Origin of the sequence: Polaromonas sp. (genome assembly GCF_029945925.1) — a bacterium.
GTDB lineage: Bacteria > Pseudomonadota > Gammaproteobacteria > Burkholderiales > Burkholderiaceae_C > Polaromonas.
This window is the reverse complement of the sequence record NZ_JAQSDN010000070.1, coordinates 68,306-89,387: the sequence shown is the minus strand read 5'-3', so window position 1 is coordinate 89,387 and position 21,082 is coordinate 68,306. Positions and strand designations below refer to the sequence as shown.

General features: G+C 62.4%; 24 protein-coding genes. 15 read left to right on the top strand and 9 right to left on the bottom strand.

Annotated elements, in window-relative coordinates:
- Positions 1–11 precede the first annotated feature (11 nt).
- Genes PSV40_RS22725 through PSV40_RS22700 form a run of 6 tightly spaced genes read right to left on the bottom strand, consistent with a single transcriptional unit; the run spans position 12 to position 5,559 of the window.
- Positions 12–653, bottom strand: a complete 642-nt coding sequence (locus PSV40_RS22725) for an ATP-binding cassette domain-containing protein (RefSeq protein ID WP_300542212.1) — start codon at positions 651–653, stop codon at positions 12–14.
- Positions 650–1,441 carry an ABC transporter ATP-binding protein gene (locus tag PSV40_RS22720; RefSeq protein WP_300542210.1) on the bottom strand — a complete coding sequence of 264 codons (792 nt, stop codon included), beginning with the start codon at positions 1,439–1,441 and terminating at the stop codon, positions 650–652. Before PSV40_RS22720 ends, PSV40_RS22725 begins: the two co-directional genes overlap by 4 nt.
- A 6-nt stretch (positions 1,442–1,447) precedes the next feature.
- Positions 1,448–2,407 carry a branched-chain amino acid ABC transporter permease gene (locus tag PSV40_RS22715; RefSeq protein WP_300542208.1) on the bottom strand — a complete coding sequence of 320 codons (960 nt, stop codon included), beginning with the start codon at positions 2,405–2,407 and terminating at the stop codon, positions 1,448–1,450.
- 40 nt (positions 2,408–2,447) lie between these two features.
- Positions 2,448–3,344, bottom strand: coding sequence for a branched-chain amino acid ABC transporter permease (locus PSV40_RS22710; RefSeq protein ID WP_300542206.1), 897 nt, complete (start codon positions 3,342–3,344; stop codon positions 2,448–2,450).
- A gap of 41 nt (positions 3,345–3,385) precedes the next feature.
- The gene (locus PSV40_RS22705; protein ID WP_300542204.1) at positions 3,386–4,708 is read right to left on the bottom strand and encodes an ABC transporter substrate-binding protein; all 1,323 of its coding nucleotides are present in this window, start codon (positions 4,706–4,708) and stop codon (positions 3,386–3,388) included.
- A 56-nt stretch (positions 4,709–4,764) separates the two neighbouring features.
- Positions 4,765–5,559 (bottom strand): FCD domain-containing protein, encoded by a 795-nt coding sequence (locus PSV40_RS22700; protein ID WP_170954790.1) that lies wholly within the window; start codon positions 5,557–5,559, stop codon positions 4,765–4,767.
- 255 nt (positions 5,560–5,814) lie between these two features.
- On the opposite strand from PSV40_RS22700, the gene PSV40_RS22695 reads away from it, so the two are divergent.
- From PSV40_RS22695 to PSV40_RS22665, 7 genes are all read left to right on the top strand, one after another.
- The gene (locus tag PSV40_RS22695; protein WP_300542201.1) at positions 5,815–6,198 is read left to right on the top strand and encodes a hypothetical protein; all 384 of its coding nucleotides are present in this window, start codon (positions 5,815–5,817) and stop codon (positions 6,196–6,198) included.
- Positions 6,120–6,500, top strand: a complete 381-nt coding sequence (locus tag PSV40_RS22690; RefSeq protein WP_366915065.1) for a cyclase family protein — start codon at positions 6,120–6,122, stop codon at positions 6,498–6,500. Before PSV40_RS22695 ends, PSV40_RS22690 begins: the two co-directional genes overlap by 79 nt.
- A gap of 12 nt (positions 6,501–6,512) precedes the next feature.
- On the top strand, positions 6,513–6,653 hold the full coding sequence (locus tag PSV40_RS22685) for a hypothetical protein (RefSeq protein WP_300542199.1): 141 nt from the start codon (positions 6,513–6,515) through the stop codon (positions 6,651–6,653).
- Between the two features lie 285 nt (positions 6,654–6,938).
- The gene (locus PSV40_RS22680; RefSeq protein WP_300542197.1) at positions 6,939–7,514 is read left to right on the top strand and encodes a hypothetical protein; all 576 of its coding nucleotides are present in this window, start codon (positions 6,939–6,941) and stop codon (positions 7,512–7,514) included.
- A 352-nt stretch (positions 7,515–7,866) separates the two neighbouring features.
- A complete protein-coding gene (locus PSV40_RS22675) occupies positions 7,867–8,991 on the top strand; it encodes a 3-deoxy-7-phosphoheptulonate synthase (protein WP_300542195.1) in 1,125 nt (374 codons plus the stop codon).
- A gap of 129 nt (positions 8,992–9,120) precedes the next feature.
- On the top strand, positions 9,121–10,146 hold the full coding sequence (locus tag PSV40_RS22670) for a hypothetical protein (protein WP_300542193.1): 1,026 nt from the start codon (positions 9,121–9,123) through the stop codon (positions 10,144–10,146).
- A 97-nt stretch (positions 10,147–10,243) separates the two neighbouring features.
- Positions 10,244–10,555 (top strand): hypothetical protein, encoded by a 312-nt coding sequence (locus PSV40_RS22665; RefSeq protein ID WP_300542191.1) that lies wholly within the window; start codon positions 10,244–10,246, stop codon positions 10,553–10,555.
- Positions 10,556–10,623: 68 nt separating this feature from the next.
- Here the strand turns inward: PSV40_RS22665 and mpl are convergent, their stop codons facing one another.
- The gene (mpl, locus tag PSV40_RS22660; protein WP_300542189.1) at positions 10,624–12,045 is read right to left on the bottom strand and encodes a UDP-N-acetylmuramate:L-alanyl-gamma-D-glutamyl-meso-diaminopimelate ligase; all 1,422 of its coding nucleotides are present in this window, start codon (positions 12,043–12,045) and stop codon (positions 10,624–10,626) included.
- 251 nt (positions 12,046–12,296) lie between these two features.
- Between mpl and PSV40_RS22655 the strand changes: the two genes are divergently transcribed.
- From PSV40_RS22655 to PSV40_RS22620, 8 genes are all read left to right on the top strand, one after another.
- Entirely contained in the window at positions 12,297–12,905 is a 609-nt protein-coding gene (locus tag PSV40_RS22655) for a hypothetical protein (RefSeq protein WP_300542187.1), read from the top strand.
- A complete protein-coding gene (locus PSV40_RS22650) occupies positions 12,902–13,441 on the top strand; it encodes a TlpA disulfide reductase family protein (RefSeq protein ID WP_300542185.1) in 540 nt (179 codons plus the stop codon). Before PSV40_RS22655 ends, PSV40_RS22650 begins: the two co-directional genes overlap by 4 nt.
- Positions 13,442–13,543: 102 nt before the next feature.
- On the top strand, positions 13,544–13,984 hold the full coding sequence (gene aroQ, locus PSV40_RS22645; RefSeq protein WP_300542183.1) for a type II 3-dehydroquinate dehydratase: 441 nt from the start codon (positions 13,544–13,546) through the stop codon (positions 13,982–13,984).
- A 153-nt stretch (positions 13,985–14,137) separates the two neighbouring features.
- Complete coding sequence (gene accB, locus PSV40_RS22640; RefSeq protein ID WP_300542181.1) at positions 14,138–14,593, top strand: acetyl-CoA carboxylase biotin carboxyl carrier protein; 456 nt, start codon at positions 14,138–14,140, stop codon at positions 14,591–14,593.
- Between the two features lie 7 nt (positions 14,594–14,600).
- Positions 14,601–15,950, top strand: coding sequence for an acetyl-CoA carboxylase biotin carboxylase subunit (gene accC / locus PSV40_RS22635; RefSeq protein WP_300542179.1), 1,350 nt, complete (start codon positions 14,601–14,603; stop codon positions 15,948–15,950).
- Between the two features lie 25 nt (positions 15,951–15,975).
- On the top strand, positions 15,976–16,968 hold the full coding sequence (locus PSV40_RS22630) for a 50S ribosomal protein L11 methyltransferase (protein WP_300542223.1): 993 nt from the start codon (positions 15,976–15,978) through the stop codon (positions 16,966–16,968).
- Between the two features lie 42 nt (positions 16,969–17,010).
- The gene (locus PSV40_RS22625) at positions 17,011–18,087 is read left to right on the top strand and encodes a DUF3426 domain-containing protein (protein ID WP_300542177.1); all 1,077 of its coding nucleotides are present in this window, start codon (positions 17,011–17,013) and stop codon (positions 18,085–18,087) included.
- Between the two features lie 16 nt (positions 18,088–18,103).
- Positions 18,104–19,006, top strand: coding sequence for a carbohydrate kinase family protein (locus PSV40_RS22620; RefSeq protein ID WP_300542175.1), 903 nt, complete (start codon positions 18,104–18,106; stop codon positions 19,004–19,006).
- 195 nt (positions 19,007–19,201) lie between these two features.
- Here PSV40_RS22620 and PSV40_RS22615 read toward each other — a convergent pair whose 3' ends face one another.
- Both PSV40_RS22615 and PSV40_RS22610 read right to left on the bottom strand, forming a co-directional pair.
- The gene (locus PSV40_RS22615) at positions 19,202–19,669 is read right to left on the bottom strand and encodes a histone H1-like DNA-binding protein (RefSeq protein ID WP_096664495.1); all 468 of its coding nucleotides are present in this window, start codon (positions 19,667–19,669) and stop codon (positions 19,202–19,204) included.
- A 189-nt stretch (positions 19,670–19,858) separates the two neighbouring features.
- On the bottom strand, positions 19,859–21,064 hold the full coding sequence (locus tag PSV40_RS22610; RefSeq protein ID WP_096698624.1) for a ribonucleotide-diphosphate reductase subunit beta: 1,206 nt from the start codon (positions 21,062–21,064) through the stop codon (positions 19,859–19,861).
- Between the last annotated feature and the right edge of the window lie 18 nt (positions 21,065–21,082).

Sequence of the window (21,082 nt, the reverse complement as noted above, 5' to 3'; positions counted from 1 at the left end):
CCGCCGCGGGTTCAATGCCCGTTTGCGCCACGCTCGATCACAATTTCAGTGTCGAGCAGGTGGCGCGAGTGGTTCAGGTCCGATTGACTGATCAGTACCGAGAGACCGCTGCCGCGCATTTTCCCCACGACCTCCGAGAGCCTTTGCGACAATGCGGGTGCCACGCCCTCAAAGGGTTCGTCCAGCAACAACAGGCGCGTGCCCACCGCCAGTGCGCGGGCCAGCGCGACCAGCTTTTGCTGCCCACCGGACAACAGCAGGGCTTTGCGCGTGCGCATTTCAACGAGTTCCGGCAAGATCGAGTAGACCAGTTCCAGGCGTTCGGAAACACGCAGGCTGGGTGACACCCAAAGCGGCAGGCAGATGTTTTCCTCAACCGTCAGCTCCGGCACCAGCCCGCGGTCTTCCGGCATGTAACCAATACCCAGGGCGGCGCGCTCGTGGCTGGCCAGGGTGCTGAGGTCCACGTCGCCAAAGTGCAGAGTTCCTTCGCGCAGCGCGAGATGGCCCATGATGGTCCGCATGACACTGGTTTTGCCGGCGCCGTTGCGTCCGACGAGGCCGACCAGACTTCCGGGCTCCACCGTGATGGAAAACTGCCGCAGCACATCAACGTTCTGGATGGCCACGACGGCCTGCGAAAGCCGGATCATGCTGCAGCCTCCGCGGTGGGTCGCACCGAGCCTGTCACGTAGCGCTGCACCTCGGTGTCCCCCAGCACCACCGACGAAGAACCGTCAGCGATCACGCGCCCGCTGTAAAAAGCAATCACGCGCGAGGCATAACGCTCCACGATGTCCATGTCGTGTTCAACAAACACCACGGTCACCGGCCGGCCCTGTGCGCCGCGGTCAATCGCGTTCATGACCGTGTCCATGGTCATGAATTTTTCCTCGGCGCTGACACCGCTGGTGGGTTCGTCAAGCATCAGGAGTTTGGGGTGTCCGGTCAGCGCCATCGCAATGTCCAGAAGTTTGCGCACGCCGCCCGGCAGTTCCATCACGGGCCGCGTCGCGTGTTTTGCCAGGTCAAAACGCTCCAGCAGGCTGAGGCACTCGGCCACGGCGGAGGGCTCTCGGCCCGAGCGCAGAAACGAGCGTTCACCGCGACTGCAATGCAGCGACGCCAGCATGTTGTCCAGCACCGGCATGTGCATGCACAGCTGCGGAATCTGAAATGACCGGGCCACGCCCCGGCGCGTGATTTCCCGCGGGGCCAGTGCGGTGATGTCTTCGCCGTCCAGAACGATCTGCCCCGACGCCGGTTTCAGGTAACCGGTGATCATGTTGACGAACGTGGTCTTGCCGGCGCCGTTGCTGCCGATCAGGCAAAGGCGCTCGCCGGTGGCAATGTCGATGGAGATGTCGGATGCCGCGACCACGGCACCGAAGCTGCGGTTCAGGTGTTGGGCGGACAACAGAGCTTGTTTGGCGGGGTTCACGGCGACTCAGTCCTTGTTGTTGCGTTTGGGAAGCAGCCGGTACATCTGCGAGCCCAGTCCGTCGGGCAGAAAACGGATCACCAGCAACAGGAAGATGCCCAATGCCAGCTGCCAGGTGTTGGGGAAATAGGCGCTGGAGAACGAACGCACCAGCTCCAGCAGCAAGGAGCTGACGAGCACAGCGGTCACGCTCTGGTAACCCGCCAGAATGGCCACGAAGACAAATTCGCCGGAGGTTGTCCAGTAGCTGAAGTTGGGGTCGATGTGGCCGAGTGCGAGCACGCTCAATGCGCCGCCCAGTCCTCCCAGAAACGCAGCCAGCAGGTAGTTCCATGCCACGATGTTGACGACCGACATGCCCAGGTATTCCACCCGCAGTTCGTTTTCCCGAACCGCCAGTGACAGCAGGCCGCGCGTGGAATCACAATAGAGGCGCGCCAGTCCGGCCATCAGGCAGGTGACACCCGAGGTGACGCCCCACAGCAGCAGGGTGGACTGGGCCGCCTCGGGTTTGAATCCGAACAGGGTCGGGCGCGTGACGTTGAAGCCATCCGAGCCGCCCAGTGCGTCGGTTTTCATCAGAATCCCGTACAACACCATCGACAGCGCCAGCGTCAGCATGGCAAAGAAAATGCCGCGGTAGCGCGCCAGCAGGGGCGCAAAAGGCAGGGCGACCAAAAAGGCCGCTACCCCGCCCATCACGGACAGTGCCAGTGCGTCGGTGATGCCCAGCCGGTTGAACAGCAGCGCGGCGGTGTAGCCGCCGGCTGCAAACACCAGTCCCTGGCCGAAGGGCACCGCGCCGCTGCGCATCATCAGCATGATGCCGAGGGACACCAGACCATTGGCCAGGGCAATGGTGCCCAAAAAAACCAGCCACTTGGGCAGTACCAGCCCGAGCCCGAGCAGCAGCAGAAAGACCAGGAAAGAAACCAGAAAAACGCGCTTGGCAGAAGAAACAATCAAGACAAAATCCTCCGGGCTTTATAGGGACGGCGGCTTGCCATCAAATCTTGCGGGCCTGGATGCGCTGGAACATTCCTTCGGGGCGGAACATCAGGATCACGGCCATCACGACGTAGATGCTGAACAGTTCGGCCGGCGGCCAGATGTGCACAGCCGTCGCTCGCGATAGCCCGACGATCAATGCGCCTATGGCTGCCCCCTCGATGCTGCCAAGCCCGCCGATGATGACCACTGCAAACGACACGATGATCACGCCAACGCTCAAGCCTGGCTGCACTGAAATCATCGGTGCCGTGAGCGCTCCCCCGAGCGCCGCAAAAAAAACGCCGCCCATGAAAGCCAGGGTATAAATCCGCGACACGTTCACACCCATGCTGGACGCCACCTCCGCGCTGTGAATGACTGCCGTCACGATCTTGCCCTGACGCGTGCGGTTGAGCACCCACCAGGTGAGCAGTCCGCATCCGATTGCGAGCCCGATCAGCAGCACGTCATAGCCGACGTACGATTGACCGGCAATATTGAGGATGCCGAAGGCCTGGTAGGTGTCCGACACGTAATAGGGATTCACGCCCCACAGCAGTTTGGTGAGGTCTTCCAGCATCAAAAACATCGCGTAGGTCACCAGTACCAGCAGCACTTCGTCTCGGCCATAAAACATTCTCAGAATGCCACGCTCCGTCAAGGGCGCCAGGAGGACGGAAACACCCACTGCCGCCGCAAACAGTGCGACCACGGTGAAGGCCGGCGCCATCTGCATGGACAGCATCCAGCCCACCAGGCTGGCGCCAGCGTATGCGCCCACGGCATAAAAGCTGCCGTGGGCGATGTTCAGGATTTTCAGCACGCCGAACACAAGCGTCAGCCCCAGCGCCACGATGAAAAGCCATGACGCATAGGTGATGCCGTCAAACAATATGGTGAGAAGCAGGTTCATGTGCAGCGTGCAGAAAATTGAATATCAGGGGTTTACGGGACTCACGGGCACTTGGCGCCCGGGAAGCCGGCCTTGATCCAGTCTTCGCTCTTCATGTTGGCCGGCGGGTTGACGCAAGCAGCGCCGAACCGCTGAATGTCATCGAGCATCACCATCTTGCGGGCGGCGTCGTAGCGGGTCTTGCCGATGGCGGTGTCCTGAATCGCCTGCTGGCCGTCGCCGAGTGCCATCCGGATGGTGCCGGCTGGGGATTCCCACTGGCTGCCTTTCAGTGCCGCGGCGAGCTGTTCCTGCGTCGGCTTTTTGCCGCCATTGGCCGCCATCGCCTTTTCTGCGGCAGCCTTGAGTCCGAACAAGGCCTGGGCCATGCGGTAGGGTGCCTGCACCGGGTACACGTTGTTGGCTTTCTCATACAAGCTGAACCACCAGTCATTCAGGGCTGACTTCGGCGACATCAGGCCATAGGCACCACGCGCGCCGAGGATGACGCCATTGGGCATCTTGTCCCCCAGGGCGGGCAGCACGTGGTCTGCGGCTGAAAACACGCCCTGCTGCTTCTGGAACACGCCGCGGGCGTTGGCTTGCAGGATGAAGGCTTGCAGGTCGCCGCCCCAGAGGCTGGAGTGCAGAATGTCCGCCGGCTTGGTGGAAAGTGCGGAAATTTCGGTGCCATACTGGCCGGCGCCAAACTTCGGCAGCAGGTCGGCTTCGACTTTGGCACCCTTGTAGAGCTGCTCCATCGACAGCACGAAGTCCTTGCGCGAGTCCTGACCCCAGGCGTAGTCCTGGTTGATCAGGTTGTAGCGCTCAACCTTGACATTGCGCATTTTCAGATAGCGGGCCAGCGCCACGTTGTCCATGGTCGCATGGGATGCCGTGCGGAACACGTACTGGTATTTGTTTTCCTCAAAGATGCGGGGTGTGCCGCAGTCGTAGAGGATGAGAAACCGCTTCATCTCTTCAGCGACGGGGGCGACGGCCAGACAGTCGCCGGACCCGACGTATCCCACAACGGCATCGACTTTCTCACGCTCGTACAGGTTGCGCATTTCCTGAACCTGCTTGGTCGCGCCGCCGGCTTCGTCGACATACACAGCTTCGATTTTCATCCCGGCAAAGCCGGGCTTGTTGTAGGGCGCGGGCGCCTGCCCCTTGTTGAAGGCATCAATGAGCACCTTGGCGCCATTGACCGCCGGCACGCCGAAGCTTTCCGCCGCCTGGCCGGAAAGAAAGCTGACGATGCCGACCTTGAAGGTTTCCTGTGCCAGTGCCGGCGCCGCCGCGATCGCCACGGCAGTCGCGAAAAGTGCATGACGCCACTGGGGCCGGAAGCGGCGTTGCCATTTTTTTTCTGCGATTTCCATCGTTGTCTCCTATTGGTTGAACAGGTAAAAAAACCGGTCGGGCCAAGGCCTCGCCGTTACTCCAGGTGATGCGTCTCAATGGGCGTGTTCATCGGAATCCTGGCCAGCGTATAACCACGCTGGAAATCAATCAAGTGCTTGCGCGTCCACTCCTGCGCCTGCCCGGCATCGCCTGCGGCAATGGCCTTGAAAATGCGCTTGTGGGCGTCAAGATTGCGTCGCTCCAACTGCGGCAAGACGGCCTGCAGCCTGGTCAGGGACGGACGGTAAAGCAGGTTGATGGGCTCCCGCGCCAGCATCAAGACCCGGTTGCCGGAGGCGCGCGCCACGGTGGCATGAAACTCGATGTCGATTTGCGCGTGCTCCTGCATGGAGCCGCCATTTTTGTGGTGCGCCTTCAGGCGATCCACATTGGCCGCGAGCTGCTCGATGTCCGCGGCTGTTGCTGACTGGGCCGCCAGACGCGCGGCCTCGGGCTCGAGCACCACCGCAACCTGCCACAGTTCGGCAAAGGTGACCTGTTGCAGCATCAGCGAGCGCGCGGCGCGCGGGGCCGCGTCATAAATGCCGGGCATCGTGACCTGCAGGCGCTTGGAGCTGCGGCGCTCGACCAGACCCTCCTGCTCCAGCTGGCGGATGGCCTCGCGCACGGTGGAGCGGTTGACGCCGAACTGCTCGGCCAACTCGACCTCGGTCGGCAGCAGGGTGCCGGGCGACAGCTTCCCGCTCAGAATCTGCTTTTCCACGACCCCGGTAATCATCTGGTAGGCAGGCGTGACCTTGACCCGCTCAAACAGAGGTTCGCTGGATTCGGAGGCTACTTCGGCAAGCATGCAGGTGGCGGACATCATGAAGTTTGTCGGACAAACCAACTGTTGCATAAGCGGGCTGCGCCATTAATAAGTACTTTCCCTTGATCGCCAAAATCGCCCGTGACAAGGCTTATGCGCGCTGCCGGATTCGGCGGGTTGACGCGATCAACACCTGTCCCGTCTCCTTATCCTGAGGAGACAGCCATGCAGTCCATGAAGCTATTTGCGGCGTGCCGCGGCAGTTCTGATGGTCAGCGCGGCATACGCCGGCGGCGCAGTTGCACAGAATGACTGGTGCAAATCCAGGTGGGGTCCAATGACGAAAGTGGCGCCGCCAATTGGCTGGCACCGCAACTTGCCGCAGCGGCTGTCAGGCTGGTCAAGACGGGCAAAACTTATGCACTTGGCTTTGAAACCAGTGCGCAGACCGCTGCCTATGCGCCCCGCACCTGGTTGCTCACCGTGTTGCAGCCAGGCCAGGCTGGCGGCGTCAGCCTGGGTGGCACCAAGACCACCTACAGCGACGACATCTACATGGGGCGGGTCGGGACGGGTTCGCAGATCGACGGACTGGGACACATTGGCGTGGACAAGGTTTACTGCAACTGCAACCAAAACTCGGATTTTGTTCAGGCCAATGGATTGAAAAGTTGGGCGTCGAAAAATCCCTGTTCGTGACGCGCGCCATCGTGCTGGACATGATGGCCTGCTACGGCACGCCCATGGTCAAGGAGGGTACCGCATTCAACCGCAAAGAGATCGATGAACAAGCCAAACGCCAGGGCCTGGAGATCAAAAATGGTGATGTGGTGCTGTTCCATACCGGCTGGCAGGCGCTCGCAGGCGCTGGCAGGCAAGGACAACAAACGGTTTCTTGCGGGCGAGCCTGGTCTGGGCAGGGACGGCGCGCTCTTCGTGGCTTCGTAAGAAGTGGTGGCAATCGGTGTCGACACCTGGGTTCTAAAAGTCATTCCCTTTGAAAAAGATGGGGGGTGGTTGAAGTTCACCAGATTCTGCTGGCCAGAAACGGCATTTACATTCTGGAGAACATGAACACGGGTTCTCTGGTGCTGGACAAGGCCTACGAATTCATGTTCGTGCTCGGCGCCTCCCGCATGACCGGTGGGTTGTAGGCAATCATCAACCCGGTGGCGATCCGTTGATGGCGTTTGGGCCGGTTGCGGCGGCCTTGTGCCGAGTGGGCGAAAATACAGGGAAATGAAACGACGTCTTTTCCCTTTTCCGCTTCCCGCCCGCTCTCGCTGCCTCGCCGGCTACGATCGCGGGTTTGCCCATCCATACAGCCTCAGGCCAGCGGGGCTGTCGGTGCATTTCCTGGCGGGACGGCTTGGGAGCGAGCCCTGCCGCCGGGCTGTTCCAGCGCGACAGACGAGCACAAACATGCGTTCAAGCAAGTCATGAGTGCTGCTTCCAGCACGCGCCTGCCGATTGACCCGACCACGCCGCTTCCCAGCATCCACAGTTTTGGCGAGCTCAGCCATTTCCTGCGTTCGGCGATGGCCGACGAGGAGTCGCTGCAGCTGGCCGACGGCATGGGGGGCTTGGCGGTGGGCATCGAAGCCGTGCTGTCAGGTCTGAAGCGCGAACCCGATATGCAGGCCCTGGCGGTGCCGCTGATGGACCTGATGACCATCCTGCGCGAGCATCGTGCGCTGGTGATTGCCCTCTCGCCGGCCTGGCGGGGCCTCTATGAATACGCGACCTACCTGGCGGCGCTGAACAACTTTCGCGTGCTGATTGGCCAGTGTCTGCTGGCAGCCAGTCCCCAGGACAAGCCCGGCACGCCGGAGCCGCAAACCATCCGTTTTGAGGACTTCGAACTGGTCGGATGGCGGACGCTGGGCGAAGGCATGCTGCTGATCGACATGTACGAACAGCTCAGCGGCCGGGAAGGCGGCGAGTCCGGCTCGGCGGCGCTCGACGAGGCCCGGGTGGAGCGGGCCAGAACCTGGTGGGAACGCCTGCGCGGCTGAATATGGCCCCCACGGTCGCGCACTGCGTGTCGCTTCCTGCCCCCCGAGGGGGCCGCTGCGCCTGCGGGCCGGCCCTTCGGCAAGCTCAGGACAGGCCAAGACCGGTTCCGCGGCCCCGGCTTGTGAAGAGTCGTTTCGCCCGCGCTGCGGCCTGTGCTACATTCCAGTCATGACCTCCGCGATGTCTTATTTTGCTTACTTTTGGTTCTCAAGCGCCTCCGGCGGTAGAGAGATCCTCGCGTAAGCAGAAAAAGACGCAACAGATTCTTGAAAACCGCCGGGCCCCCGGCGGTTTTTTTTTACCCCTGCCATTTGCCGAATCGATGTTGAACGTTCTAAAAGGAAGCCAGCCATGAATGCCAAAGCCACCCAAGCCAGCGATGCCTGGTATGCGAGTCCTGTCGACAAAACCAGCCAGACCGACGACGAACGCATCAAGGACATCACTGTGTTGCCCCCTCCCGAGCATTTGATCCGCTTCTTCCCGATCAGCGGCACCCCTGTGGAATCGCTGATCACCCAGACACGCAAAAACATCCACAACATCATGGCCGGCAAGGACGACCGCCTGTTGGTGGTGATCGGCCCCTGTTCCATCCACGACCCGGCGGCGGCGCTGGACTACGCGCGCCGACTGGCCGAGCAGCGGAAAAAATACGCCGGCACGCTGGAGATCGTGATGCGTGTGTATTTCGAGAAACCGCGCACCACGGTCGGCTGGAAAGGCCTGATCAACGACCCTTACCTGGACGAAACCTACCGTATCGACGAAGGCCTGCGCATCGCGCGCCAGTTGCTGATCGACATCAACCGCCTGGGCCTGCCGGCCGGCAGCGAGTTCCTGGACGTGATCTCGCCGCAGTACATCGGTGACCTGATCGCCTGGGGTGCGATCGGCGCGCGCACCACCGAGAGCCAGGTGCACCGCGAACTGGCGTCCGGCCTGTCGGCGCCCATCGGCTTCAAGAACGGCACCGACGGCAATATCCGCATCGCCACCGACGCGATCCAGGCGGCAGCACGCGGCCATCACTTCCTGTCGGTGCACAAGAACGGCCAGGTGGCGATTGTGCAGACCAGCGGGAACAAGGACTGCCATGTGATCCTGCGCGGCGGCAAGACACCCAATTACGATGCGGCCAGCGTGGGCGCGGCCTGCAAGGAGCTGGAAGCGGCCAAACTGCCGGCCACACTGATGGTCGACTGCAGCCATGCCAACAGCTTCAAGCAGCATGAGAAGCAGCTGGACGTGGCACGCGACATTGCAGCCCAGGTGGCGGGGGGCTCGCACCATGTCTTTGGCCTGATGGTCGAGAGCCACCTGCAGCCGGGCGCCCAGAAATTCACGCCCGGCAAAGACGATGCCAAAAACCTGGAATACGGCAAAAGTATTACTGACGCCTGCCTGAGTTGGGAGGATTCGCTCAATCTGCTCGATGTGTTGTCCGAAGCCGTCAAGGCCAGACGTGCGCGTTGATGACATCTCCCCCAATTGGGGGATGGCGTATTAACCATTTGGTGCTAAATTTGGAACTTCTGGTTACAGTTCCACCCATGCCATGACCGTGGTTGTCACATGGAAGAACCGGTCGTCCAAGAAAGCGCCATGTCTTCCGAGCAACCCCTTCTCTACCTAGGTCTGGCTGGTTTCACGCCCGAGCAACGCGAGCGGCTTAATTTGTTGCTCGGCCAGTTGCCACCACGGGGCGCAGTGTGGCGTGTCGGTCCGTTTGCGGAGGCCGATGCCTGGTTGGTCAGTGGTGAAAAATGCCGTTTGGTGGCCGCCGACACCCTGAAAATTCTGGCCGGCCTGCCCACCGAGCGCATTGTGCAGCTTGATCTGGACGAGGTCGACCGCCCGATCGCCTTCTCGCTGCCGCTGACTTCCGACGATTTTGATCCCAAGCACACCTTTGACCTCAGCGTCGCTGCCAGCCTGTCCGGGGTGCTGCAGCATTTCGAGGGCTGGTTGCGGCCTTTGCGCTCCCAGTTTGTATTGGGCGGGCAATTGATCGCGCGCGAGAACGAGCTGCTGCCCGGTATCTACCACGTCAGCCACAAGGGCCAGCTGCTGGCCGTGATGGATTTCCACGAGTGGCGCATCGGCATTTTGCGCAAGGCCGACCCGGTCGATTTCGAACTGGCCCAATGGGACCGGCGCCCCCTGGAGGCGCACGACATCCCGAGTCATTTTCTGCGCAGCAGCCTGACCCATTTGCGCTGGATTTACGCGCAGCGCACCGAACACGACGTGTTGCCTTCGCGCTACCGCAGAAAACCGGTCTATTTTCGCCATGCGCCGGCCGTGCCCATGCGCTGGATCAGGGATTCGCAACTGATCCTGTTGCGCGAACTGTCGCAGGCAGCGGGAGACTTTGACGCCTTGCTGCGGCGCACCGGGCTGACACACGCCCAGCTGACGCGGGATCTGGCCAGCCTGTATTTCGCCGGTTCGATCACCACGACACCTGACAAGGCCGGGACCGCCACCCTCACGAGCGGGGAGGACAGCCTTCCCGGGAAAAGCCGCAACGGGCCGGCACAGGCGCTGCCGGGCGCGCCTGCGGGTCCGCCGACCCTCCCCGTGAGCAAGCTTGACCTGACGGCACCTGCGCAACTGGGCCGCAAATAAGCCTGCGGGCGCGGCCGGCTCGGGTTTCAGCCGATTGCCGACTTGGACGGCGGTGTTCATGCTGGTAGACAATCCCGGTTCGATACCAAGGAAACCCATGTACAGCGAAGTCACCGTCACCTTCAAAAACAGCCCGCCCCTGCGGCTAGACCTCAATGAGGTTCAACCCATGCCGCACGATGCTGCCAGAGCCTGGCTCGACGAGCAGTTCATCCAGATGGGCTGCGAGCCGCTGCGGCCCACCGGCAAGTTGCTGATGGCCGACAAGGTGCTGGTGGTGGCCCAGGCCGCGGGCCCGCAGCAGTTTGCCGATACCGCCTGGGCCCAGGCCTTTGCACGCGCGGCCAGCGCCTCGCTGGCCAAACCGGTGATTCACATTGATGTGCCGGCGATGGCAGTCAGCTACTGAACTTGTTGATGATTTTGGCCTGCAGACCTTGAACAGCGGGCGCAGTCAGCTATCAAAAAGGTAGCAAATCAGTCGGCCTGCAGCGCCTCCAGCAGCCGGGCGTGGATGCCGCCAAAACCGCCGTTGCTCATGCACAGCAAATGGTCGCCGGGTCGGGCGGCAGCACTGACCTGCGCCAGCAACTGGTCGAGGTTGTCGGCCACCTGCGCCCGCTCGCCCATGGGCGCCAGCGCGGCCCTGGCGTCCCAGTCCAGTCCGCCGGCATGGCAGAAGGCCAGGTCGGCCTGCTCCAGGCTCCAGGGCAGTTGCGCCGTCATGGTGCCCAGCTTCATGGTGTTGCTGCGTGGCTCGAAAATCGCCAGGATGCGCTGGTCGCCCCCCGCGCTGGCCAGCTGGCGGCGCAGTCCGTCGATGGTGGTGTGGATGGCGGTCGGGTGGTGCGCAAAGTCGTCGTACACGGTGATGTTGCCACCGGCACGCGCCACCACGCCGCGCACTTCCATGCGCCGCCTCACGTTCTCGAAGCTGCGCAAGGCTTCGGCGGCGGCTTGCGGTGCCACGCCTACATGGTCGGCCGCGGCGATGGCGGCCAGCGCATTGAGCTGGTTGTGCATGCCACTGATGCCCCATTCGACCCGCGCGACTTTTTGGCCGTCCCGCAGCACGTCGAAAGCCGCGGGTTCGCCCTCGGCCGAGAAGCCTTCCGCCGCGGAGCCCCCGAAAAGTACCCGCTCACTCCAGCAGCCCTGGGCCAGCACGCGGGCCAGACTGCCCTCGCGGGCATTGACGACAATCCGGCCGGTGCCGGGCACCGTGCGCACCAGGTGGTGGAACTGACGCTCGATCGCGGCCAGGTTGTCGAAGATGTCGGCGTGGTCGAACTCCAGGTTGTTCAGGATGGCGGTGCGCGGCCGGTAGTGCACAAACTTGCTGCGCTTGTCAAAAAACGCGGTGTCGTATTCGTCGGCCTCGATCACAAAGGTGTTGCCGGCGCCCAGCCGGGCCGACACGCCGAAATTCAGCGGTACGCCGCCGACCAGAAAGCCCGGCTGCAGGCCGGCACACTCCAGAATCCAGGCCAGCATGGCCGTCGTGGTGGTTTTGCCGTGGGTGCCCGCGACAGCCAGCACATGGCGCGGGCCGGTGGGGTGGTGCGTCGGGTGGTGCAGCACATGGCCGGACAGCCACTGCGGACCGCTGGTGTAGGGCACGCCGGCATTGAGGATGGCTTCCATCAGGGGGAATTTGGGTTTTCCGCTGGCGTCATGCGCGCGGGACACCACATTGCCGACCACAAACACATCGGGCTGAAAAGCCATCTGGTCGGCGCCATAACCCTCAATCAGTTCAATGCCCAGCGCGCGCAGCTGGTCGCTCATCGGGGGGTAGACGCCCGTGTCGCAACCCGTGACCTTGTGCCCGGCCTCGCGGGCCAGCGCGGCCAGGCCCCCCATGAAGGTGCCGCAGATTCCCAGAATATGTATGTGCATGCAGGTATTCTAGGAGGCCAGCGGCTGGCCGGAAGTTTGTGATGAAATACGGCTGTAGCCCAATCAGAGCGTGCGCAAGCAGCTATTTATTTCATAGCGCTTCGGGGGGCTGCGGGCTTGCGGCGGGAGGGTGCCGTCCCCGTTGCATGCAACTTTACCGCCGGTGGGCGGGTCAACCCCATGCAAAATGAAGTGCAACACTGCACCAGAGGCCGCCGATTCGCCGGCGGCACATCGTCGAGAACCCCACCGTGAACCCCCACACCCTGAAACATGAAATTGCCGCCATCGCCGCAGCGCTGGTGGTGGAAGAAGGCCTGGAGTACGGCCCGGCCAAACGCCGTGCCGTCAAGCAGATGGACCTGCCCGGCCGCAGTGAGCTGCCGGGCAACGACGAGGTCGAGGACGCGGTGCGCGAGTACATCGCGCTGTTCTGTGCCGATACCCAGCCGTTTGAGCTGGCCGCCCTGCGCGCGCTGGCCCTGACCTGGATGCAGCGCATGGCGCAGTTTCGCCCTTACCTGGGCGGCGCCGTCTGGCACGGCACGGCCACGCGGCTGTCCGACATCTATATCCAGCTTTTCTGCGACGACCCGAAATCCGCCGAAATTGCGCTGGTCGACCACGACGTGGATTACGAACCCCGTACCGTCACCGGTTTTACCGGCGACAGCGTCGAGGCCCTGAGCGTGCGCAGCCTGTGCAAACCGCTGCAGGAAACGGTGGGTGTGCATCTGATGGTGTACGACCACGACCACCTGCGCGGTGCGTTGCGGCCCGATGCCAAAGGCCGCAAGCCGCGTGGGGACCTGGCCGACGTGCAAAAATTGCTGATGACCAGCCAGGAGCCCCATTCATGAACCGCAGGCAGCTGATGTTGGGTGGCACTGCTGCGGCCGCCGGTCTCGCCGGCGCGGGCGTGGCCTGGTGGCGGTTTCAGCCGCATGGCGCACCCGTCGCCGCGAGCGGGGAGGGCGCAACGCGCGACCCGTTCTGGGCGCAAACTTTTGACACGCCCGACGGTGCCAGCCTGGCGCTGGCGAGTTTTTACGGCAAACCCCTGCTGGTCAATTTCTGGGCCACCTGGTGTCCGCCATGCATCGAGGAGTTGCCTCTTCTTGACAGCTTTTATCAGGAAAACAAGGCTAAAAGCTGGCAAGTTCTGGGTTTGGCGGTGGACCAGCCCAGTGCCGTGCGGGCCTGGCTGCAGCGCAAGCCCTTGGGTTTTCCGGTGGCCATGGCCGGTTTTTCCGGCACCGAGCTGAGCAAATCGCTGGGCAACCTGTCGGGCAGTCTGCCGTTCACCGTGGTGTTTGGTGCCTCCGGTCAACTGCTGCATCGCAAAAGCGGCAAGGTGACGCCCGAGGATCTGGCTCAATGGGTGCAGCTGGCCTGAGAGACCGCGCTGAGTTGAGGCCTCATCAGCGGCCGGATACAGGGCAGATATGGGGTAAAGTTCGGTCTTGCCCGGCGGCTGGCCGGGAAGGAGACAGCGTTTATGAGCGTACTGGTATTGCATGGACCCAACCTGAATCTGCTGGGTACCCGGGAGCCGCAGGTCTACGGGGTAACCACGTTGGATCAAATTAACGAAGATTTGGTCAAATTCGCCGCAGATGGCGGCACTTCGGTACAAACTTTTCAGAGCAACCATGAGGGTGCCTTGGTTGACCGCATCCAGCAGGCGCGCACTGACGGCACGCAGTTCATCGTCATCAACCCGGCGGCCTTCACGCATACCAGCGTGGCGATCCGCGATGCCCTTGCGGGGGTGGCCATTCCGTTTGTGGAGGTGCATCTTTCCAACGTCCACCGGCGCGAAGCCTTTCGCCACCACTCCTATTTTTCGGACGTGGCTGAAGCCGTGATGGCGGGTTTTGGGCCAGCCGGTTACCGCTATGCGGTAGACTTCGCCCTTTCGCGTCTGGCTAAAAAATAGCCTGAATTAATAAAATTAGCTGATTTTTAGGCGCCGAAGGGTGTAAAAAGCGGAATTTAGGCGCAAGGCAGCGCTGGCGTCCGCCCATCACGCCGTCGGCAAGATGAATGTCAGAGGTGCCGCATCGAGGCGCCCACCGTCGTTGGAGAAACCATGGATTTAAGAAAACTCAAGACACTGATTGACCTCGTTTCCGAGTCCAATGTGTCAGAACTGGAAATCACCGAGGCCGAAGGCAAGGTCCGTATCGTCAAGTCAGGCGGCACACCCATGGTGATGCAGGCACCCATGGCCATGATGCAGGCACCGGTGGCCGCCCCGGCGGCCGGCATTCCGGCTGCGCCTGTCGAAGCCGCGGCACCCGCCGCACCGGCAGGCCATGCGGTCAAGTCCCCGATGGTCGGCACCTTTTACCGCTCGTCCAGCCCCGGCGCCAAGGCCTACGTGGAAGTGGGCAGCCAGGTCAAGGAAGGCGAGACCATCTGCATCATCGAGGCCATGAAAATCCTCAATGAGATTGAAGCCGACAAATCCGGCACCATCACCCGCATCCTGTGCGAGAACGGTCAGGCGGTGGAGTACGGACAGTCGCTCTTCATGATCGAGTGACCGCCGCATGTTCAAAAAGATACTGATCGCCAACCGCGGCGAAATTGCGCTCCGGATCCAGCGCGCCTGCCGGGAACTCGGCGTCAAGGCCGTGATGGTGTATTCCGAGGCCGACCGCGAGGCCAAGTACATCAAGCTGGCCGACGAGTCGGTCTGCATCGGCCCGGCCCCTTCGGCGCTGAGCTACCTCAACATGCCGGCCATCATCTCGGCCGCCGAGGTGACGGACGCCGAGGCGATTCACCCCGGCTACGGTTTTCTGAGCGAAAACGCCGACTTTGCCGAACGGGTTGAAAAAAGCGGCTTCAAGTTCATTGGCCCGTCGCCCGAATCCATACGCATCATGGGAGACAAGGTTTCGGCCAAGCAGACCATGATCAAGGCCGGCGTGCCCTGTGTGCCGGGCTCCGAAGGCGCCTTGCCGGACGACGCGGCGATCATCAAGCGCACGGCCAAGCAGGTCGGTTACCCCGTCATCATCAAGGCCGCCGGCGGCGGCGGCGGGCGTGGCATGCGGGTGGTCCACACCGAGGCGGCGCTGCTGCATGCGGTGCAGACCACCAAGGCCGAAGCGGGCGCTGCCTTTGGCAACCCCGAGGTCTACATGGAAAAATTCCTGCAGAACCCGCGCCATATCGAAATCCAGATCCTGGCCGACCAGCACAAAAATGCGGTCTGGCTCGGTGAGCGTGACTGCTCCATGCAGCGCCGTCACCAGAAGGTGATTGAAGAGGCGCCGGCCCCGGGCATTCCGCGCAAGCTGATCGAGCGTATTGGCGAGCGCTGCGTCGCGGCCGTCAAGAAGATTGGTTACCGCGGCGCCGGAACCTTCGAGTTCCTGTACGAAAACGGCGAGTTCTACTTCATCGAGATGAACACCCGGGTCCAGGTTGAGCACCCGGTGACCGAGTGGGTCACCGGCGTGGACATCGTGCGGTCGCAAATCCAGGTGGCGGCCGGTGAAAAACTGCCTTTCACCCAGCGCCAGATCGAGATCAAGGGCCACGCGATTGAATGCCGCATCAACGCGGAAGACCCTTACAAGTTTGTTCCCTCGCCGGGACGCATCACCACCTGGCACATGCCGGGCGGGCCGGGCGTGCGGGTGGACTCGCACATCTATACGAACTACTTCGTGCCGCCGAATTACGACTCCATGATCGGCAAGATCATTGTTCACGGCGATACCCGCGAGCAGGCCCTGGCCCGCATGCGCACCGCGCTGGCCGAAACCGTGGTCGAGGGCATCAACACCAACATTGCGCTGCACCGCGAACTGATGGTGGATGCCAAGTTCATGGACGGCGGCACCAACATCCACTACCTTGAAGAGTGGTTGTCGCAACGTGACCGCTGAACCGGGCGCGCTCCAGCCCAAGAGCATGTTTGAACTGGTGTTGCTGGCCCCGGTGGACAGCGTGGAAACACTCAGCGAGGCGCTGGATGCGCTCGACGCACTCAGTGTGTCGGTCGAAGATGCCGATGCACAAACGCCTGCCGAGCAGGCCCTGTTTGGCGAGCCCGGCATGCCGCCGCCCAAGGCCGGGTGGGAGCGTTCGCGCGTGGTGTCGCTTTTTTCGGATGAAGCCGGCGCGCGCGACGCAGCCAGCGTGTTGTCCGCACAGGACTTTTTTGCCGGCTGCCAGCTGGTGGCCATCCAGGCCGTGCCCGAGCAGGACTGGGTGCGGCTCACGCAGTCGCAATTCACACCGGTGGAGATCACCCCCGAGTTCTGGATTGTTCCGACCTGGCACGAACCGCCCGCGCAGGCCCGGCAGGTGATCCGGCTGGACCCCGGGCTGTCTTTTGGCACGGGCACACACCCGACCACGCGCATGTGTTTGCGCTGGATCGCTGCAAATGGTGCCCCCACGCTCGGCACTGCGCGAGCCTCCGGCGACTCGCTGCCCCTTTCACCAGAAAAAGGGTCTGAACTTGTTCAGGGCGGCCCTTCGCTGCGTTCGGGCATGGTCGGGAAATCACTCGGACGGGTGCTTGATTACGGTTGCGGCTCCGGCATTCTCGCCATTGGCGCGGCCAAGTTCGGTGCCTCCAGCATTGATGCGGTCGATATCGACGAGGCGGCCGTGCAGTCCACGCTGGCCAATGCCGAGGCGAACCATGTCAACCTGACCACGGGCCTGCCCGACAAGGCTGAAGGCACTTACCAGACCGTGCTGGCCAACATCCTGGCCACGCCGCTCAAGGTGCTGGCGCCCTTGCTGTGCGCGCGTGTTGCCCCCGGCGGGGCGCTGGTGCTGGCCGGCATTCTCGAGCGGCAGGCCGACGAGCTCCAGGCCGCGTATGCGCCTTACTGCCAGCTGCAGGTGGCGGACCAGGAAGACGGCTGGATACTGATGACCGCCCGGCTCTGAGAGGGTCCGCGCCCTGTCACGCCCCGTACAATAAGGCGCTAAATGAGCCTGATTACGCGCTGTTCTGCCTGCGGCACGATGTTCAAAGTCGTGGCCGACCAACTCAAGATTTCCCAGGGCTGGGTGCGTTGCGGGCACTGCTCCGAAGTTTTTGACGCAGCAGCCAACCTGCAGCCCTACGCGTCCCCGTCCAGCGCGTTGCCCAGCGATGCTTCGGTGCCCAGGGTATCTGCGGCCTTGCCTGCCCTGCGGGCGGACAGTGACCGGGCGGCCTCCGTGGCGCCCATGCTGGTGGCGCCCTCCGCGGAGCCGGAGCCCGACTGGTCTGATGCCGTGCTGATGGAAGAGGCGGAAGAGGTCGCACCGGTTGTCGCGCCCGCCTCGGTGCCGGAAGTCCAGGTGTCGCCGTCGCCAGACCTCGCCGCCGACGTGTTTGCCTTTTCGGTGAGCCCGGAACATTCCGGGTTTCCCGAGTCAGCGGCACCCGCAGCGCGAGCGGGCTCTGCGGAAAGTGCCTTCGGTGAATCGGAGACAGCTGTCCCCGACCATGTTCACGAGGTGTCGTTTGTGCGCGATGCCAGGCGCGATGCGTTCTGGCGCCGGCCTGCATTGCGCGTGGCGCTTGGATTGGCGGCATCGGTGCTGCTGGCCGCCCTGCTGCTGCAGGTCGCCCTGTTCCAGAGAAATACGCTGGCCGTGTCCCAGCCCTGGCTGCGCCCGGCCCTGGACACGCTGTGCGCCTCGCTGCAGTGCGAGATCAGGCCGCCGCAGCAGATTGAATCGGTGGTGATCGAGAGTTCGACCTTCAACAAACTGGCCGCCGACGCCTACCGGCTCAAGGTGGTGATCAGGAACGCAGGCGCAATCCCGTTAGCCCTGCCGTCGCTCGAGTTGACACTGACCGACACCCAGGACCAGGCGCAGCTGCGGCGCGTGCTGAGCCCGGCCGAACTGGGCGCCACCGGCCCCACGCTGGCAGCCGGCGCGGAATTTTCCGGCGTGCTGGCCATCAGAATTCTGAATTCCCCACCCGACGCCAGCGCGTCCCAAACGCCGGCCGCGCGGCCTTCCGCGCCCTTGCGGATTGCCGGCTACCGGGTCCTTGCTTTTTATCCCTGACTGAATCGAGACCTCTATGCCTGCTGTAATTTGTGGTTCCCTGGCCTTTGACACCATCATGACGTTTGAGGGGCGCTTTGCCGAGCAGATCCTGCCCGACCAACTGCACATCCTCAATGTGTCTTTTTTGGTGCCGGCCCTGCGCCGGGAGTTTGGCGGTTGCGCCGGCAACATCGCCTACAGCCTGCAGCAACTGGGTGGAACGCCCTTGCCCATGGCCACCGTGGGGACCGATGGTGCCGAGTATGTGGCGCGCCTGAACACGCTGGGCATCAGCACCGAGTTTGTCCGGGAGGTGGGCGATACCTACACCGCCCAGGCCATGATCATGACGGACCGCGACAACAACCAGATCACCGCCTTCCATCCGGGGGCGATGGGCCAGGCGCATACGACAAAAATTGCACCGCGCGCCGATATCAGCATCGGCATCATCTCGCCGGACGGGCGCGACGCCATGCTGCAGCATGCCGAGCAGTTCAAGGCCGCCGGCATTCCTTTTGTGTTCGATCCCGGCCAGGGCCTGCCGATGTTTGACGGCAAGGACCTGGCGCATTTTGTCGAGCTGGCGACCTGGGTCACGGTCAACGACTACGAAGCCAAACTGCTGTGCGATCGGACCGGCCTGTCCTGCGCCGAGATATCGAAGCGGGTGCAGGGCCTGGTGGTGACGCTGGGCGCGCATGGTTGCGAGGTCTGGGTGGACGGCGACAAGACGCTGGTCGCGCCGGTGGTGGCCACGGAAGTGGTGGACCCGACCGGTTGCGGCGACGCTTTTCGCGGGGCCTTGTTGTTCGGCCTCGAAAAAGGCTGGCCGCTGACGCGCTGCGCCGAGCTGGGCAACCGCGTCGGTGCCCACAAGATTGCTTTTCGCGGCGGCCAGAACTACACGCTCACCACCGCTCAGACCGGCCTGTAAGCGCAGGTTTAAAGCCAAAAAGGCTTCCAGCCCTTTCCGTGCGGGCGCCAGCAGCTACTGAATTTGTAGCAACTGGAGCGCCCCCACAGGGCCGGCTGCCCTGAAAAAGGCGCAGGCTGTGCCTCGCCCCCCACCCTGAAAGTAAAAAAGCCCGGCATCTTGCGATGTCGGGCTTCAGGCCAAGTGCCTTACTGGTTACGGCTTGCTGGCTGTCGGAAACGGCCAGGCAGCTTGCGGGTTCAGAGTTGTCTGAGCCGCAGGGGCAGCCGGAGCAGCAGGAGCTTTGGCAGCGGGTTTTTTCGCGGCTTTCTTCGCAGCGGGTTTTTTCGCTGCTTTCTTGGCTGCTGGCTTTTTGGCAGCGGGTTTCTTCGCAGCAGCTTTCTTCGCTGGCGCTTTTTTCGCTACTTTTTTCGCCGCAGGCTTTTTCGCTGCTGCTTTTTTCGCCGCAGGCTTTTTCGCCGCTACTTTCTTGGCCGGGGCTTTTTTCGCTGGCGCTTTTTTCGCAGGAGCTTTTTTAGCTGCTACTTTTTTCGCTGGCGCTTTTTTGGCCGGGGCTTTTTTCGCTGCTACTTTTTTCGCAGGCGCTTTTTTAGCCGCTACTTTTTTCGCAGGGGCTTTCTTCGGAGCAGCTTTTTTAGCCGCAGTTTTTTTCGCAGTTGCCATAGTTTTCTCCTTGATCACATTGCAAAGATCACTTCACGTCTGGAGTACGCGAAGCGATTCACGGCGTTGGGCTGTCGGCGAACCGGGCCCAGCGCCGCGAACACGGGAGCAAAGCCCAACGCGCGCACTTCTGCGGTGCGGTCACTGGTCAATGCAAGTCTGGAAATCATTGTGGTGTCGGTTTGTCTGTCAGTCCCAGGAGAGAGCGCCACCGGACTGGTACTCGATCACACGGGTTTCGAAAAAGTTGCGTTCCTTTTTCAGGTCGATCATTTCGCTCATCCAGGGGAACGGGTTTTCCTCGTTCGGGAACAGCGTTTCCAAGCCGATCTGCGTGGCCCGGCGGTTGGCGATGTAGCGCAGGTAACCCTTGAACATGGACGCGTTGAGACCCAGCACGCCGCGCGGCATGGTGTCCTCGGCGTAGCGGTATTCAAGCTCGACCGCCTTCATGAACAAGGCCTTGATCTCGGCCTTGAACTCGGCGGTCCACAGCAGCGGGTTCTCGAGCTTGAGCTGGTTGATCAGGTCGATGCCGAAGTTGCAGTGCATGGACTCGTCGCGCAGGATGTACTGGTACTGCTCGGCGGCGCCGGTCATCTTGTTCTGGCGGCCCAGCGCCAGGATCTGCGTGAAGCCGACATAGAAGAACAGGCCTTCCATCAGGCAGGCGAACACGATCAGCGACTTCAGCAGGGTCTGGTCCGCTTCCTGCGTGCCGGTCTTGAAGTTGGGGTCCGAGATGGCATCGATGAAAGGAATCAGGAACTGGTCCTTGTCCCGGATCGACTGCACTTCGTTGTAGGCGTTGAAGATTTCGCTTTCGTCCAGGCCCAGCGATTCGGTGATGTACTGGTAGGCGTGGGTGTGAATGGCCTCTTCAAACGCCTGGCGCAACAGAAACTGGCGGCACTCGGGTGCCGTGATGTGCCGGTAAGTGCCCAGCACAATGTTGTTGGCGGCCAGCGAGTCGGCGGTGACGAAAAAACCGAGGTTGCGCTTGACCAGACGGCGTTCGTCTTCCGTCAGGCCGTTCGGGTCTTTCCAGAGCGCGATGTCGCGCGTCATGTTCACTTCCTGCGGCATCCAGTGGTTGGCGCAGCTGGCCAGGTATTTTTCCCAGGCCCATTTGTACTTGAACGGGACCAGCTGGTTCACGTCGGTCTGGCCGTTGATGATGCGTTTGTCGGCGGCTTTGACGCGATGGGCGGTGGGTGCCACGGTGGCCGGTGCTGCACGCACGCCTGAAGAAGTCAGGGCGCTGTCGTCGAGCATGCGGGCTGCAGCATGGGGCTGCAAAGAAAGAGGCGGAAGTTCCATCGAGCGGCCTTCAGGAAGGGCGCTGGCAAGAGGTTTTTGCAACGATGGTTTAGCTTCTTCGTCCCAGGTCAACATAGATGTTTCCAATAAGTT

Excerpts from the sequence above, each read along its gene's own strand:
- PSV40_RS22630 (WP_300542223.1), top strand. The coding sequence starts at position 15,976 with ATGTTTGAACTGGTGTTGCTGGCCCCGGTGGACAGCGTGGAAACACTC.
- PSV40_RS22700 (WP_170954790.1), bottom strand. The coding sequence starts at position 5,559 with ATGATGTCCGCCACCTGCATGCTTGCCGAAGTAGCCTCCGAATCCAGC.
- PSV40_RS22620 (WP_300542175.1), top strand. The coding sequence starts at position 18,104 with ATGCCTGCTGTAATTTGTGGTTCCCTGGCCTTTGACACCATCATGACG.
- PSV40_RS22705 (WP_300542204.1), bottom strand. The coding sequence starts at position 4,708 with ATGGAAATCGCAGAAAAAAAATGGCAACGCCGCTTCCGGCCCCAGTGG.
- PSV40_RS22625 (WP_300542177.1), top strand. The coding sequence starts at position 17,011 with ATGAGCCTGATTACGCGCTGTTCTGCCTGCGGCACGATGTTCAAAGTC.
- PSV40_RS22675 (WP_300542195.1), top strand. The coding sequence starts at position 7,867 with ATGAATGCCAAAGCCACCCAAGCCAGCGATGCCTGGTATGCGAGTCCT.
- PSV40_RS22650 (WP_300542185.1), top strand. The coding sequence starts at position 12,902 with ATGAACCGCAGGCAGCTGATGTTGGGTGGCACTGCTGCGGCCGCCGGT.
- PSV40_RS22610 (WP_096698624.1), bottom strand. The coding sequence starts at position 21,064 with ATGTTGACCTGGGACGAAGAAGCTAAACCATCGTTGCAAAAACCTCTT.
- PSV40_RS22670 (WP_300542193.1), top strand. The coding sequence starts at position 9,121 with ATGTCTTCCGAGCAACCCCTTCTCTACCTAGGTCTGGCTGGTTTCACG.
- PSV40_RS22725 (WP_300542212.1), bottom strand. The coding sequence starts at position 653 with ATGATCCGGCTTTCGCAGGCCGTCGTGGCCATCCAGAACGTTGATGTG.
- accB (WP_300542181.1), top strand. The coding sequence starts at position 14,138 with ATGGATTTAAGAAAACTCAAGACACTGATTGACCTCGTTTCCGAGTCC.
- accC (WP_300542179.1), top strand. The coding sequence starts at position 14,601 with ATGTTCAAAAAGATACTGATCGCCAACCGCGGCGAAATTGCGCTCCGG.
- aroQ (WP_300542183.1), top strand. The coding sequence starts at position 13,544 with ATGAGCGTACTGGTATTGCATGGACCCAACCTGAATCTGCTGGGTACC.
- PSV40_RS22680 (WP_300542197.1), top strand. The coding sequence starts at position 6,939 with ATGAGTGCTGCTTCCAGCACGCGCCTGCCGATTGACCCGACCACGCCG.
- PSV40_RS22615 (WP_096664495.1), bottom strand. The coding sequence starts at position 19,669 with ATGGCAACTGCGAAAAAAACTGCGGCTAAAAAAGCTGCTCCGAAGAAA.
- PSV40_RS22665 (WP_300542191.1), top strand. The coding sequence starts at position 10,244 with ATGTACAGCGAAGTCACCGTCACCTTCAAAAACAGCCCGCCCCTGCGG.
- mpl (WP_300542189.1), bottom strand. The coding sequence starts at position 12,045 with ATGCACATACATATTCTGGGAATCTGCGGCACCTTCATGGGGGGCCTG.
- PSV40_RS22710 (WP_300542206.1), bottom strand. The coding sequence starts at position 3,344 with ATGAACCTGCTTCTCACCATATTGTTTGACGGCATCACCTATGCGTCA.